The following is a 13,086-nucleotide window of genomic DNA, read 5'->3' as shown; positions in this document are numbered from 1 at the left end:
CAACCTACCCCCCTGATCCATCGCAAATAATCGGTTGCAATGCAGGGTCGACGCTGCTATAAAAGACAAATATGGTCTTTTTTGTACGCAACCTCCCCATTCTGAAAGGAGCGCAGTTCCATGAAACAACGTATCCTCACCATCTTCTCCGCCTGCCTGCTGTCTGCCGCCAGTATCGGCTCTTCTCCCGCCACCGCAGCCACCGTCCTCTTCGATCAGGGGCACAACCAGCGCTTTCTGGCCGGCGAGACCGGCCCGTTGCAGCTGTCCGGTCTTGCCGGGCAGTTCACCCAAAAGGGGTTCACGGTTACCACCCAGAACGGGCCGCTCAGCAAGGAGGCGCTGGCCGGCGTCACGGCCCTGGTCATCTCCGGGCCGTTCGCACCCTACACCCCGGCAGAGGTCGATGCCATCGTTGACTTCGTCGAGCAAGGGGGCCGACTGGCCATCATGCTCCACATCGGCTCGCCGCTCATCCCCCTCCTGGACCGTCTCGGCGTCGTGGTTTCCAACAGCGTCATCCACGAGCAGGAAAACATCATCAAGGACGATGCCCTGAACTTCCGGGTGACCCGGTTCGAACCGGGACCGCTGAGCCAGGGGCTGCAGCAGTTCAGCATCTACGGCGGCTGGGCCCTTTTGAACAATGGGCCGAACACCGCCGTGGTTGCCCGTACCGGCGACAAGGCGTGGGTAGACCTCAACCGCGACCGGACGCTCACGCCGGGCGATGCGGTCCAGGCCTTTGCCGTTGCGGTTTCCGGGACAGCAGGAACCGGACGATTCGTCGTATTCGGCGACGACGCCATCTTCCAGAACCAGCACCTGGACGAAAGCAATTCCATCCTGGCCGCCAATCTGGTATCCTGGCTGGAATGATCGCCTATACCATTACCGTCCAAGACCATTGCCGACCGGTGGGGAGCTGGCTGAGACTACTGCTCCCCACCGCTCCTGCCGGTTATCTTCACCAACTGCTGAAAAAGGGGCATCTTGCCGTCAACGGGGCAACGGTCCGGGAATCCACCCTGCTGCTCCTCTCAGACCGGGTGACCCTCAAGGAGAGCGCCCGGACTCACCAGTTCCTCGCTGCAGCGGCCCCCTTCCTCGACATCCTCTTCGAAGACAGCTGGCTGGTGGCCATCAACAAGCCCCCCGGCCTCCCGATGCACCCGGCAGCAGAAGTCGGCCCCGACAACCTGGTGGATCTGGCAACCGCCATCCTGCAGGAACGGGCGCTGCTCCACGATCCCGACCACCCCTCCACCCTCCGGCTGCGCCCCATAAACCGGCTCGACCGGGGAACCTCCGGTGCGGTCCTGCTCGCCAAATCCTCCAATGCCGCCGGCATGTTCGGCCGGATGGTCATGGAAGAGGGGCTGGGGAAACTCTACCTGGCGGTCGTCTCCGGCAGGTTGCCGGGCAAGGGGGAGATCTCCGCCCCAGTCGAAGGCAAGGAGGCGATGACCGTCTTCAGCAGCCTCTACACCGGCAGGGAGACCTCCCTGGTGGCGCTCTGGCCCCAGACCGGCAGGATGCACCAGCTTCGCCAGCACCTGCGCCACATCGGCCACCCGATCATCGCCGACCGCCGCTACGGCGGCAAGCCTCTCCCCACCTATGCCGGACATGCCCTGCATGCCTTCCGCACCTGGTTCCGCCATCCGGACAGCGGCCAGAACGTGGATATCTGCGCCCCCCTGCCGGAAGGGTTCCTCGACCTCGTTCAGGCGACAGCCGGTCCCTCGTTCGAGCAGCTCCTGGCGGAACTCCCCCGTCTCACCCCGCCGTAGCGACGCTGTTACGACGTTTTATCCCATTACGGCACCACCCTTCCCCAGCGCATTTTGCAATTCTGCAAATGAGTGTAACCCGTGCATTTCATTTGCGACAATCAGTAGAACACCGTTAATACCCATAGTTAGCAAGCGATTTCCCCTGCTTCACAGCCTCTTCCGGGGGGATCGGAGTTGCAGCTCTGCGAAAATCAGGGCAGCCCGCTCCAAGCCATTTTATCCACAAGCAGGCAAATTAACCTGCATCATCGGCTGGTTATATGACTTGCCATTATAAATAAAACAAAGGTATGGAATTTGCTACAAAAAGGGAAGCAGACGTTGATCTATACGTTCAGATGTTCCGCCAAGGAGGATCGCTATGGATACGACAACACGAGGAAAAGGAACGCAGGGCAGTGCTGCGGTAAAGAGGGCTTGCCTGGAGAAACTGCCGTCGGGCCGGTTCATGGACTGCTTCCTCAAGGGTTTCGGCGTCCTGTTCGGCTTCGTCCAGGGACCGGTTCACACCTCACCCCGCAACGGGTGGTGAAAAAAATTATAAGACGCCCCCGGCATGCCCCAAGGGCGTCTTCTGTTTTCAGGCACGTACAAGCTCTTCCGCCCGGCGTTCAGATGCTCCGGCGATGGATGAACCAGTAGGCAAAGGCAACGAACACCACCCCGCCGAGGATGTTCCCCAGGGTCACCGGCAAGAGGTTGTCCAGCAGGAATCCCCCCCAGGTAAGCCCCGGCTCGCTCCGCTGCAGCTCTCCGGCCAGCAGGAGACCGGTCGGAATGAAGTACATGTTGGCAATGGAATGCTCGAAGCCGCTGGCGACAAAGGCCATGATCGGCATGTAGCAGGAGAGGATCTTTCCGGTCACGTCCCGGGCTGCCGTGGCCATGAAGACCGCCAGGCAGACCAGCCAGTTGCAGAGGATTCCCCTGACCAGGGCCACGCCGAAGGGGAGATTGCACTTGGCAGCCGCAATCCGGATGGCATGATCGGCCATCGCCCCCCCCTCCCAGAGCCGCGATTCGAACATCAACCAGGCAAAGAAGAGTGAGCCGATAAAGTTCCCCAACAGCACCACGATCCAGTTTTCCGCGAGCTTCCCCCAGGGGATGGCCCCGTGCAGGGCCGCATTGGTGAGCAGGCTGTTGCCGGTGAAGAGCTCGGCGCCGCAGACGACCACCAGCATCAGGCCGAGGGAGAAGACGCTCCCGCCGAGCAGCCTGGAAACGCCGACCCCCAGGTGTACTGCCGCATCCTGCGTCACCACGGTCGCCAGCTGCGCGCCAAAGGCGATGTAGAATCCTGCCAGAAGGCTCAGGACAAAGGTCCGCGATTGAGATTGGGTAAGCACCCGCTGCCCGTTGGCCACGATCGCCGACACCGTCTCTATTGGCGTGAGAAAGCGCTTTTCCATCGTCTATGCCCGCCCCGTCATCTGCCCCGTTTCGACCGTCCCTGCTTTTTATGCCGCTTCAGAGAGGTCTTTTTCTTCTTGTGCTTTCCCGCATGTTTGCCGTTGTCGACATGCACGTTGCCACCAACGACCACCCCCGGTGCCGGCAGCGGCAGGCCCGGCGGTGGCGGAGGTATCGGCAACCCACCCTGAACGTTCACGTTCACGTTCGCCGCCAGGGAAAGGGAAGCACCCAGCACCAGTATCAGCCCTGCAAGCAGGGCGCGTTTTCCATAAGATCGCATCGTGTGTCTCCTTGTTTCTTCCGGTCAGTAACGGATCTCGAATCCGCTGAATGCGCCGCAGCACGGCTCTTCATGGACGATGAGGTTATCCACCCGCGCCGCAGCCGGGCCGCGGCGGCACCATTCCACCAGCGCCAGGACAGCCTGCTCGTCCCCCTCGAAACATCCTTCCACATCGCCATTGCCCAGGTTTCTCACCCAGCCGTCCACGTTCAGATTCCGGGCCGTGAGCTGGGTGTTGTTGCGAAACGCCACCCCCTGGACCCGCCCCTGCACCACCACTCTCCTGCAGACCTTCATTGCTGCAACCTCCCTTATGACTTTCGACCGGTGCGCACCCGTCAAAGACGGGCACTCAGCCACGCATCAGCTCCAGAAACTCGTCCTCGCCCAGGACCGCGACCCCGAGCTGACGGGCCTTGTCCAGCTTGCTGCCGGCCTCAGCGCCTGCCACCACGTAATCGGTCTTTTTCGAGACCGAGCCGGCCGCATGCCCCCCTTCCGCCTCCACCAGCCGCTTTGCCTCGTCGCGCGTAAACCGGGTGAGCGCGCCGGTAAAGACAAAGGTCTTGCCGGTGAACCGCCCGCCAACCCTCTTTTCCTGAGCGGACGGCGCGACACCTGCCGCCAGCAGGCGCTCGATCACCTCGATATTGGCCCGGTTGCGGAAAAAGGTGGCAATACTCTGCGCCACCTGGGGTCCGACTTCCCGGATGGTCAACAGCTCCTCCTCCGACGCCTGCTCCAGGTTCCGGATGCTGCCGAAGGCGGAAGCGAGCAGCTTTGCCGTATGCTCGCCGACGTGGCGGATGCCGAGGGCAAAGATGAAGCGGGAGAGCTCTCGCTGCTTGCTCCCCTCGATGGCGGCCAAGAGGTTCTCAGCCAGCTTCTCCCCCATCCGCTCGAATTTCATGAAGTCGTCGCGGCTGAGGCCGTAGAGGTCGGCCACGCTTTTCACCAGCCCCAGGCGCAGGAGCTGCTCGATGTATTTCTCCCCCAGGCCGTCGATGTCCATGGCGTGCCGGGAAGCGAAATGGATGATCGACTCCCGGATCTGGGCCGGGCAGGAGAGCCCCATGCAGCGGACCGCCACCTCGTCCGGGATCTTCACCACCTCGGAGCCGCAGGCCGGGCAGACAACGGGGATGGCGAGCTGCCGCTCGCTGCCATCCCGCTTATCGGTCAGGACCTTCACCACGGCCGGGATGACGTCGCCGGCCCGCTCCACCACCACGGTGTCGCCGATCCGGATATCCTTCTTCTCCATCTCCTCCCAGTTGTGCAGGGTGGCGCGGCTTACCATCACCCCCGACACCTCGACGGGGCGGAGATGGGCCACCGGCGTGATCACCCCGGTCCGCCCCACCTGGGGCACGATATCCTCCACCAGGGTGGTGGCCTGGCGGGGTGGGAACTTGATCGCCACGGCCCAGCGGGGCGAACGGCTCTTCTCCCCCAGTTCCGCCTGGAGGGGGTAGGAGTCCACCTTCACCACCACGCCGTCGATCTCGTAGGGGAGTGTTTCGCGCTGTGCAGCCATCTGCCGGTAATAGGCGATGATGCCGTCCACCCCCTCCACCCTCTTGATCAGCGGGTTGACCGGCAGACCCCAGGCGGCAATGGTGGCAAGAAACTCCGACTGCGAGGCAAAGCTCCCCCCCTCCACCAGGCCGGGGGCATAGCAGAAAATCGTCAGCGGCCTTCTGGCAGTCACGCGGGAGTCGAGCTGGCGGAGCGAGCCGGCAGCCGCATTGCGCGGGTTGGCAAACGGCGCCTCCCCGGCCTCCTCCCGCTCGGCATTAAGCCGCCGGAACGGCTCCAGCGGCAGGAAGACCTCGCCGCGCACCTCGCAGAGAAGCGGGGGGGAGTCCGTATCCAGCCGTAGCGGCAGGCTCTTGATGGTCTGCAGGTTCTTCGTGATATCTTCGCCGGTGAAGCCGTCGCCACGGGTTGAGCCCGCCGCGAAGCGCCCCTGTTCATAGACCAGTTCCACCGCAATGCCGTCCATCTTCGGTTCGCAGACGTAGGCCAGCGCAGCGCCGCTCTCCATACCGAGAAATCGTTTCACCCGTTCGTCGAAGTCGAGGATATCGGCCTCGGTAAAGGCGTTCTCCAGCGAAAGCATGGGGAGGCGATGGGTGATCTGGGCAAACTTCTCCAGCGGCGCGCTCCCGACCCGGCGGGTGGGCGAATCGGCTGCGGCAAGCTGGGGATACTGCTCCTCCAGCGCCACCAACTCCCGGAACAGGGCGTCGTACTCGGCATCGGAGATCTCCGGCCGGTCATCCCGGTAATAGAGGCGGTTGTGGTGCTCGATCAGTCTGCGCAGCTCTGCTATCCGCTGCGGGGCGGCAAAGAGGTCCATCTACTCCTCCGGAGGGGAAAACTACGCTGCTTATAGCACAGCGGCTCCATATTGGCAACGGAGCCGACGGCCGGAACGAAAGAACCCCCGCTGGCATGGCGGGGGTCCGGTGTCACGATGGAAGAAAAGGTTCTCTGACCCGTAGCGGTTCGACCGCTCAGAAATCGATCTTGAACGTAGTCGGAAGGGCGTCGTTTTTGGTTATGATCGCCTTTCCCTGGGGCGACTGGATGAACTGCAGGAAACGCCTGATGGCAGGAGACTTTCGCTGTCCCAGCACCAGGGTAAACTCCTTGACCATAGGCCAGTTCCCCCTGGCAACCGCCTCCGGGGACGCCTTCTTCCCGTTGAGGGCAAGCGGCCTGATTTTCCCGCCGGATTTCGCGATCACCACCGAATCCACGATACCGATGGCATTGGAGACCCTGGCAAGTTCGTCGGCCATCTCCTTGGATTTGAGCAGAACGCGCACCCTGTCCCCCTTGCTGTTGGAGGCGAAACAGCCGAGTCCTTCCGCCACCGCCAGATAGGTGGAATCGGTGTCTGGGCGCGAGAGCAGGGCAACCGGGGCATCTCCACTGCCAAGCTGTCGCCAGTTTGTGATCCTGCCGGCATAGAGATCGCAAATCTGCCGGTCGGTAAGGTTCGTTACGGTCACGGCACGGTTCACCCCGAATTCCACCGGCACCCTGGCTATTTCGAACTCCTTCAGCTTGAGAGCCTTCAACTCGCGGCTCAGACGTTTGGCGGTCATGCCGATATCGACAGCATTGTCACGCGCGGCAAGGATGCCTCCCACCGTTCCCAGCGATTTCTGATCCACTTCGATGATTTCACCCGGATACTTCTTCATGTAGGCGCCGGCAAGGTCGTTCATCAAAGGGATCATCCCCCCGGAGCCGGCCATCCTGATGGACTCCGCACCAGCCGGCGGGCTCAGAACCGTTACCACAAACAGTGCTGCCAGAATGATCTTGATCATATCCGCTCCTTCAGTGAGGTTGCATGCCCGGCAGCGCCGCCGGAAGGATTAATGATATCACATTATATGTATATCGCATCATGCAAAGAAAACTTGATTATCCTCTCGGGCCACTTGAAGTAATCGTGCTGTAGAGCGGCCAGGGAAGATGGGTGAGGGACCTGCCGGCAAATCCCGGCGCTACGATGGGTTGGCACGGATATCGCCTTGTTGCTTTTCCGGCACCGCTCTGCTATCACAACCGTACAGCCGGATCGCAAGATCCGGCTGTCGTGCGTCCAGGAGGCTCCATCACCGTGATCGATCTGCAATCATTGAACCCCCAGCAACGGGCCGCCGTCGCCCATAACGAAGGACCGCTCCTGGTCCTTGCCGGTGCCGGCTCCGGCAAGACCCGCGTCATCACCAGCCGGATCGCCTATCTGGTCCAGTCCAGGGGGGTCGCCCCGGAGCAGATCCTGGCGGTGACCTTCACCAACAAGGCTGCCCGCGAGATGCAGGAGCGGCTGCAGGAGCTGGTGGGGGGCCAGGCAAAGGGGATGGTGGTCTCCACCTTTCACTCCCTGGGGGTGCGGCTTTTGCGCCAGGAGATCGAGCGGCTCGGATACAAGCGCAACTTCTCCATCTACTCGGGCTCCGACCAGCTGGGGCTGATCCGCCAGGCCCTGAAGGAGGTGAACGACAGCGACCGGAAGTTCGATGCCGACAGCCTGCTCTGGCGGATCTCCGGCGCCAAGAACGCCCTGGTCGGCCCGGACCGGTTCACACCGAGCCACGGCGACGACATCGACATGATGGCGGCAGCGGTCTACCCCCGCTACCAGGCCCTGCTGAAGAGCTGCAATGCCGTGGACTTCGACGACATCATCATGCTGACGGTGGAGCTTTTGCGCGACCATTCCGACGTGCTGGAGCGCTGGCAGGAGCGGTTCCGCTACATCATGGTGGACGAATACCAGGATACCAACCCCTCCCAGTACCTGCTCATCTCGCTCCTGGCGGCAAAGTACCGCAACATCTGCGTGGTGGGGGACGACGACCAGTCCATCTACGGCTGGCGCGGCGCGGACGTGGAAAAGATCCTCTCCTTCGAGCGGGACTACCCCGGCTGCCGGGTCATCACCCTGGAGCAGAACTACCGCTCCACCGGCACCATCCTCGATGCGGCCAACCACGTCATCAAGAACAACAGCAAAAGGAAGGTCAAGTCGCTCTGGACCGATGCCGGGGCCGGGCGCCCCATCGACCTGCTGGTTGCCTGCGACGAGGAGGAAGAGGCGTCAACGGTGGTGGAACGGATTCAGCTTCACTGCTTTCGCGACAAGGCGGGTTACGGCGATGTCGCCATCCTCTACCGGACCAATGCCCAGAGCCGCCCCTTCGAGGAGCAGCTCCGCTTCGCCGGCATCCCTTACGTGCTGATCGGCGGGACGCAGTTTTACGAGCGGAAAGAGGTGAAGGACACCATTGCCTACCTGCGGGCCATTGCCAACCCCAGGGACGAGCAGGCGCTCATCAGGATAGTCAACTTCCCCAAGCGGGGGATCGGCGACACGACCATGCTCCGGCTCAACCAGTGGTCCCTGGAGCATAACGTGCCGCTGTTCGAGACGCTGGGGAGGGTGGCGGAGATCGAGGATATCGCCGAACCGATGCGGGAGAAGATCCTGGCATTCCACGAACTGCTGGAAGAGGAGCGGGAGCGTTTCCGCCGCCCCGGCAACCTGGCTGCCCATGCCGACCGGTTGTTCAAGCGACTGAAGATCGAGGACGAATTCTACCGCTTGAGCGACGATCCGGCAGCGGCCCGGCGGAGGATCGAAAACATCGAGCAGGTGGTCAACTCGCTGGCGGCCTTCGAGTCGCAGACGGTCGGCGTCACCCTTTCCACCTTCCTGGAAAAGGTCACCCTCATGGACGAGGACCGCTTCCCCGGCCGGGACAAGAAAGAGCACGGCAAGGATGCGGTGACCCTGATGTCGCTCCATTCCAGCAAGGGGCTGGAGTTCCCCTACGTCTTTCTGGCCGGGCTGGAGGAGGAGATCCTGCCGCACAAGAAATCGATCTTCGAGGAATGCTCTCTCGACGAGGAGCGGCGGCTCATGTACGTGGGGATCACCCGGGCCCGGTGCCACCTGACCATCACCCGCTGCCTGAAGCGCAAGCACTACGGCAAGCTGGAAGAGCGGGTTCCGTCCCGGTTTCTGGAAGAGATACCGGCCGGGCTCGTGAACCGCCTGGACCTTGAAGGCTCACCCGGTCCCAGCGCCGAAGATGAAGAAAAACTGGCCGGCGATTTCTTCAGCATGATGAAAGGGATGCTTGGCCCCTGAGCGCCCCCTATGTTCACGCATCCAGCACCTCACGCACCTTGACCGCCAGGTCGGGCAGGGAAAACGGTTTCGAGATAAAGTGCACATCCTCGTCGAGCACGCCGTGGTGGGCAACGACATTTGCCGTATAGCCGGACATATACAGGCTCTTGATCTTCGGGCAGACCTGCAGCAGGTTTCTGGCCAGGTCCCGTCCGTTCATCTCGGGCATGACCACATCGGTCAAAAGCAGCCGAATCTCGTCTGCATGCTTGTGCGCCAGCTCGATCGCCTCACTCGGCGTGCTTGCAGCCAAGACGTTGTAACCCTGGCGTTCGAGCAAGGTGGTGGTCATGGTGAGGATGCTCGACTCGTCCTCCACCAGCAGGATGGTCTCCTGTCCGGTTAAAAGGGTCTTTGCAGTATTTTCTATCGCAACCGGGGCGCACTCCCCCTCGTACCGGGAGAAGTATATCTTGAATGTCGTTCCCTGGCCCGGCTCGCTGTACACCTTGATAAAGCCGTTGTTCTGCTGCACGATGCCGTACACCGTGGCAAGTCCGAGCCCGGTCCCCTCGCCGAGACCCTTGGTCGTGAAAAACGGTTCGAAGATGTGCAGCATCGTTCCCTTTTCCATGCCGCATCCGTCGTCGCTCACGGCAAGCATCACGTACTCTCCCGGGATGAATCCGAAGTTGGCATCGCAATAGTCCTTGTCAAAGGTGCTGTTTCTCGTCTCGATGGTGATCTTGCCGATGTCGACGATGGCATCCCTGGCATTGACGCAGAGATTTGCCAGGATCTGGTCTATTTGCGCCGGGTCCATCTTGACCTGCCACAGGTTCGCGGCAGGATGCCAGTTGAGATGGATGTCCTCACCGATGAGCCGTTGCAGCATCTTGAGCATGCTCGTCACAGTCGCATTCATGTCCAGCATCTTTGGCGCAATGGTCTGTTTCCGGGCAAATGCCAGCAGCTGCTGCGTGAGATCGGCAGAGCGCTCGGCAGCATCTCGGATCGCAGCGATATCATCCATGAACAGTCCGGACTGGTTCATTTTCAACAGGGCCAACTCGGCATGACCGAGGATGACCGTCAAAAGATTGTTGAAGTCATGGGCCACCCCTCCGGCCAGCCGCCCCACCGATTCCATCTTCTGCGCCTGCAGGAGTTGGGTTTCGAGTTTGGCTTTCTCCTCTTCGGCCCGCTTCAGTTCCGTGACATCGGAGATCAGCACGAAGAAACCCCGTGCAGTGCCGTCGATCAGATCGGGAATATACTGAGCCCATGTATAGCGAGATTCGCCGGAAGTTTTCACCAGGGTTCTCTCGAACTGCTGCGGTTCTCCCTGCAAAACGCGGCGCATATACGGTTCATTCTTGTTGAACAGCTCTTCCCCCAGCAACTCCCGAACGGTAATCCCGATCAGCTGCTCCGATGTCCTGCCGAACCATTCCCAATATGCCTTGTTGGCGAAACTGCAGCGAAGGTCATCGGTCCAGTACCCCACCATCCCGGGCAGATGGTCGGTCAGCGTCCGGAGGAACCGTTCGCTGGCAATCAGTTTCTCCTCAGCCTGTTTGCGCAGCATGGCCTCGCCGATGTTTTCGGCGATTTCTTCGAGTGTCTCTATCCCTTCCAGGGTAAAACAACCCGTGCGGTGATCGTTCAGTTGGAGCAGCCCGACAATCCCCCCCTTGGCCCGGATCGGAATCAGGGCGACCGATGCGAATCCCTGATGTATGCATTCGTCGCGGGGGTTAGTTCTGGGATCCTCAGCTGCAGCCCCATGGAGCAAGGGAAGAGAATTGTTGGTCCAGGCACTGCCGCCGCTGGTAAAGAGCGGGTTGGAAGGATCCGTTTGCCCGGAAATCACCAGGCCGCAGGTGCATTCCAGACAGACATTGCCGCAATCGTCCCGGCAAACCCCTCCGTCCCGGCTCCTGGCAAGGAGTGAATTCTCTTTTTGCAGGAAATCCTGCGGAAACCCTTCCTGGTAGAAATAGGGGAAGTCGTCCCCATCCTCCAGGCGGATACCCACGGCATCGACGCCGGTTGCCGATTTCAGCAGACCGATGACATGCTGGATTGCCGTGTGCAGATTTTCCTCTTCACTCAGTTCGAGCAGGATCTCCTGCCCCATGCTGCGGTAGGCTTCGGATCGTTTCTGGTCGGTTATGTCGCGGGCAACCACCACGGAACCGACGATCCCGCCATCCTTGTCGCGTATGGGGCTGAAGCTGTAGCTCCCGACCCACGTTTCGCCCGTATCTTTGCGCCGAAGGGTGTATTCGGCATTGGTGGCGGTCTCGCCCCGCAATGCTCGCGGAACTGCCCACATCTCGACCGGGGCCGGTTCTCCGCTTGCCATGAAGACATCGAGGAAACCGGGATATTCGGCAAACGTCCTGGCGCACTCGGACTTGTTCCTGAACCGGTGATACGTGGCAAAGGCATCGTTGAAATCGAGAAATTGGCCGGAAACGTCGGAGATAAACACGGCGTCCGTCATGCTTTCCAACGCCGCCTCCAGTTTCGCCCGGCTTTCCCTCAGCACCTCCTCGGTTTGCTTCCGTTCGCTTATGTCCCTGACAACGGCAATGATTCTCTCATTGCTCTGAGTTGTAATTTTCCGTAAGGAAACCTCGGCCCAGAAGAATGTCCCTGACTTTCTGCGACAATGCCATTCAAAAACCTGTGGTCCTTCAGTCAGTGCCTTACGCACCTTCTCGATCGCTTCTGCCTGCGAATAGGGGGGGGTCCCCTCTGACAGCCGACCGATATCGGTGGACAGGGCCTCGTCACGCGTGTAACCGTAGATCTCCAGCATGCGGTCGTTTATCTCCAGGATGCGCCCGGTCCGAGCCTCATGCACAAAGATGGCCTCGTCCGTCGCATTGAAGATGGCCTGATAGCTTTTCAAGCTCTCGGTCCGGCCACGTTCGGCAATAGACAACTGCTGGACGAAGCGGCTGATCAATGCATACAGGAGCGCTGCCGTGCACAGGATGAAAAGAGAGCCTTTCGCGACAGCCAGTTCCACCATGATGGTCGGATCATGAACCAGCCAGCCGAGCAGCGTGTCAGAACCGTAGATCCATGCCAGTCCAAAAACTGCATATACTGTTACAATCCTTACCGTTTCCAGTCTACGTCCCTGAAGAGTCTGACAAATCATGGTCTGCTCCCCATCATTACCTGCAGCACAATTATTATATGGCTATATCTCATTCTAGAAATGTAATCGATTATGTCAAATGAATACTTACCAACCATAAGCAAGCAGTTCTGCTGTGACTGGCCAGAAAATCAGCTTGCAACGGTTATGCTGGTTTGAGCAAGTACAGGTATCCGGACCTGACTGTTCAGCGTCGACCAGGGCGGGCACTTTCCGAGGCCGGAAACAACAAAGGCCGCCCCGGAACAAGCCGGGGCGGCCTTCATATTGGCATCGGGAGGGAACGGCTATTTCACCGTGTACCCCTCCTTGATCACGTTCATCTCTTTGTGGGTCTCTTCCTTCATCTCCTTGAGCTGTTTCTTCTTGGTCTCTTTTTTCTTCTTCAGCTCCTTGGCGTTTTCCTTGGTCTTTGCCTTTACCTTCTCACCTTCGGCCGCGGCATCACCCTTCGCCTTCTGCAGTTCCTGTTTCTTCATCTCCATTGCCTTCTGCCGTTCCAGCTTCCTCTTTTGCATCTCCTCCTGCTGCTCGGCCCGTTTCCTCTCCATCCCGGCGGCCTGGTCTTTCAGTTGCTTGTCCTTTGCGTCGACCTTCCCCTTGAGCTCCTGTTCCTTCTTGAGAAGAGCACCGGCCGGCGAATACTGCTCGGAAGCCATGCCAACGCCGGCCAGAGTGGCGCTGACGGTAAGTGCCGCAACCATGCAGAGAATCTTTTTCATCGCATTACCTCCTGGGGATATAGTTCCCTCAACTT

11 protein-coding genes are annotated in these 13,086 nt (G+C 60.4%); 4 read left to right on the top strand and 7 right to left on the bottom strand.

Annotated elements, in window-relative coordinates:
* Nucleotides 1–120 precede the first annotated feature (120 nt).
* The 3 genes from GJT30_10450 to GJT30_10440 all read left to right on the top strand — a co-directional run bounded on the left by GJT30_10450 (nt 121) and on the right by GJT30_10440 (nt 2,328).
* Nucleotides 121–879 carry a DUF4350 domain-containing protein gene (locus GJT30_10450; protein ID MSM40027.1) on the top strand — a complete coding sequence of 253 codons (759 nt, stop codon included), beginning with the start codon at nt 121–123 and terminating at the stop codon, nt 877–879.
* Nucleotides 876–1,793, top strand: coding sequence for an RluA family pseudouridine synthase (locus tag GJT30_10445; GenBank protein ID MSM40026.1), 918 nt, complete (start codon nt 876–878; stop codon nt 1,791–1,793). Before GJT30_10450 ends, GJT30_10445 begins: the two co-directional genes overlap by 4 nt.
* A gap of 364 nt (nt 1,794–2,157) precedes the next feature.
* Complete coding sequence (locus tag GJT30_10440) at nt 2,158–2,328, top strand: hypothetical protein (protein ID MSM40025.1); 171 nt, start codon at nt 2,158–2,160, stop codon at nt 2,326–2,328.
* A 79-nt stretch (nt 2,329–2,407) separates the two neighbouring features.
* Here the strand turns inward: GJT30_10440 and GJT30_10435 are convergent, their stop codons facing one another.
* From GJT30_10435 to GJT30_10415, 5 genes are all read right to left on the bottom strand, one after another.
* Entirely contained in the window at nt 2,408–3,208 is an 801-nt protein-coding gene (locus GJT30_10435; GenBank protein ID MSM40024.1) for a formate/nitrite transporter family protein, read from the bottom strand.
* Nucleotides 3,209–3,225: 17 nt separating this feature from the next.
* Nucleotides 3,226–3,492, bottom strand: coding sequence for a hypothetical protein (locus GJT30_10430; GenBank protein ID MSM40023.1), 267 nt, complete (start codon nt 3,490–3,492; stop codon nt 3,226–3,228).
* A gap of 24 nt (nt 3,493–3,516) precedes the next feature.
* Nucleotides 3,517–3,792, bottom strand: a complete 276-nt coding sequence (locus tag GJT30_10425; protein MSM40022.1) for an acylphosphatase — start codon at nt 3,790–3,792, stop codon at nt 3,517–3,519.
* 55 nt (nt 3,793–3,847) lie between these two features.
* Nucleotides 3,848–5,857 (bottom strand): NAD-dependent DNA ligase LigA, encoded by a 2,010-nt coding sequence (gene ligA, locus GJT30_10420; GenBank protein MSM40021.1) that lies wholly within the window; start codon nt 5,855–5,857, stop codon nt 3,848–3,850.
* A gap of 157 nt (nt 5,858–6,014) precedes the next feature.
* The gene (locus tag GJT30_10415; protein ID MSM40020.1) at nt 6,015–6,839 is read right to left on the bottom strand and encodes an ABC transporter substrate-binding protein; all 825 of its coding nucleotides are present in this window, start codon (nt 6,837–6,839) and stop codon (nt 6,015–6,017) included.
* A gap of 296 nt (nt 6,840–7,135) precedes the next feature.
* Here GJT30_10415 and GJT30_10410 point away from each other — a divergent pair, with 296 nt between their 5' ends.
* Entirely contained in the window at nt 7,136–9,172 is a 2,037-nt protein-coding gene (locus tag GJT30_10410; GenBank protein MSM40019.1) for an AAA family ATPase, read from the top strand.
* A 13-nt stretch (nt 9,173–9,185) separates the two neighbouring features.
* On the opposite strand, the gene GJT30_10405 is transcribed toward GJT30_10410, so the two are convergent.
* Together GJT30_10405 and GJT30_10400 are read right to left on the bottom strand one after the other, a co-directional pair.
* Nucleotides 9,186–12,197 (bottom strand): PAS domain S-box protein, encoded by a 3,012-nt coding sequence (locus GJT30_10405; GenBank protein ID MSM40018.1) that lies wholly within the window; start codon nt 12,195–12,197, stop codon nt 9,186–9,188.
* Between the two features lie 419 nt (nt 12,198–12,616).
* Nucleotides 12,617–13,051 (bottom strand): hypothetical protein, encoded by a 435-nt coding sequence (locus GJT30_10400; protein ID MSM40017.1) that lies wholly within the window; start codon nt 13,049–13,051, stop codon nt 12,617–12,619.
* Nucleotides 13,052–13,086: the final 35 nt, after the last annotated feature.

This window comes from Geobacter sp., from assembly GCA_009684525.1.
GTDB lineage: Bacteria > Desulfobacterota > Desulfuromonadia > Geobacterales > DSM-12255 > Geoanaerobacter.
This window is presented reverse-complemented; position numbering and strand designations above follow the sequence as displayed.

Bases quoted from the DNA above. Each gene is read 5' to 3' on its own strand.
- GJT30_10450 (MSM40027.1), top strand. From the start codon at position 121: ATGAAACAACGTATCCTCACCATCTTCTCCGCCTGCCTGCTGTCTGCC.
- GJT30_10445 (MSM40026.1), top strand. From the start codon at position 876: ATGATCGCCTATACCATTACCGTCCAAGACCATTGCCGACCGGTGGGG.
- GJT30_10440 (MSM40025.1), top strand. From the start codon at position 2,158: ATGGATACGACAACACGAGGAAAAGGAACGCAGGGCAGTGCTGCGGTA.
- GJT30_10435 (MSM40024.1), bottom strand. From the start codon at position 3,208: ATGGAAAAGCGCTTTCTCACGCCAATAGAGACGGTGTCGGCGATCGTG.
- GJT30_10430 (MSM40023.1), bottom strand. From the start codon at position 3,492: ATGCGATCTTATGGAAAACGCGCCCTGCTTGCAGGGCTGATACTGGTG.
- GJT30_10425 (MSM40022.1), bottom strand. From the start codon at position 3,792: ATGAAGGTCTGCAGGAGAGTGGTGGTGCAGGGGCGGGTCCAGGGGGTG.
- ligA (MSM40021.1), bottom strand. From the start codon at position 5,857: ATGGACCTCTTTGCCGCCCCGCAGCGGATAGCAGAGCTGCGCAGACTG.
- GJT30_10415 (MSM40020.1), bottom strand. From the start codon at position 6,839: ATGATCAAGATCATTCTGGCAGCACTGTTTGTGGTAACGGTTCTGAGC.
- GJT30_10405 (MSM40018.1), bottom strand. From the start codon at position 12,197: ATGGTGGAACTGGCTGTCGCGAAAGGCTCTCTTTTCATCCTGTGCACG.
- GJT30_10400 (MSM40017.1), bottom strand. From the start codon at position 13,051: ATGAAAAAGATTCTCTGCATGGTTGCGGCACTTACCGTCAGCGCCACT.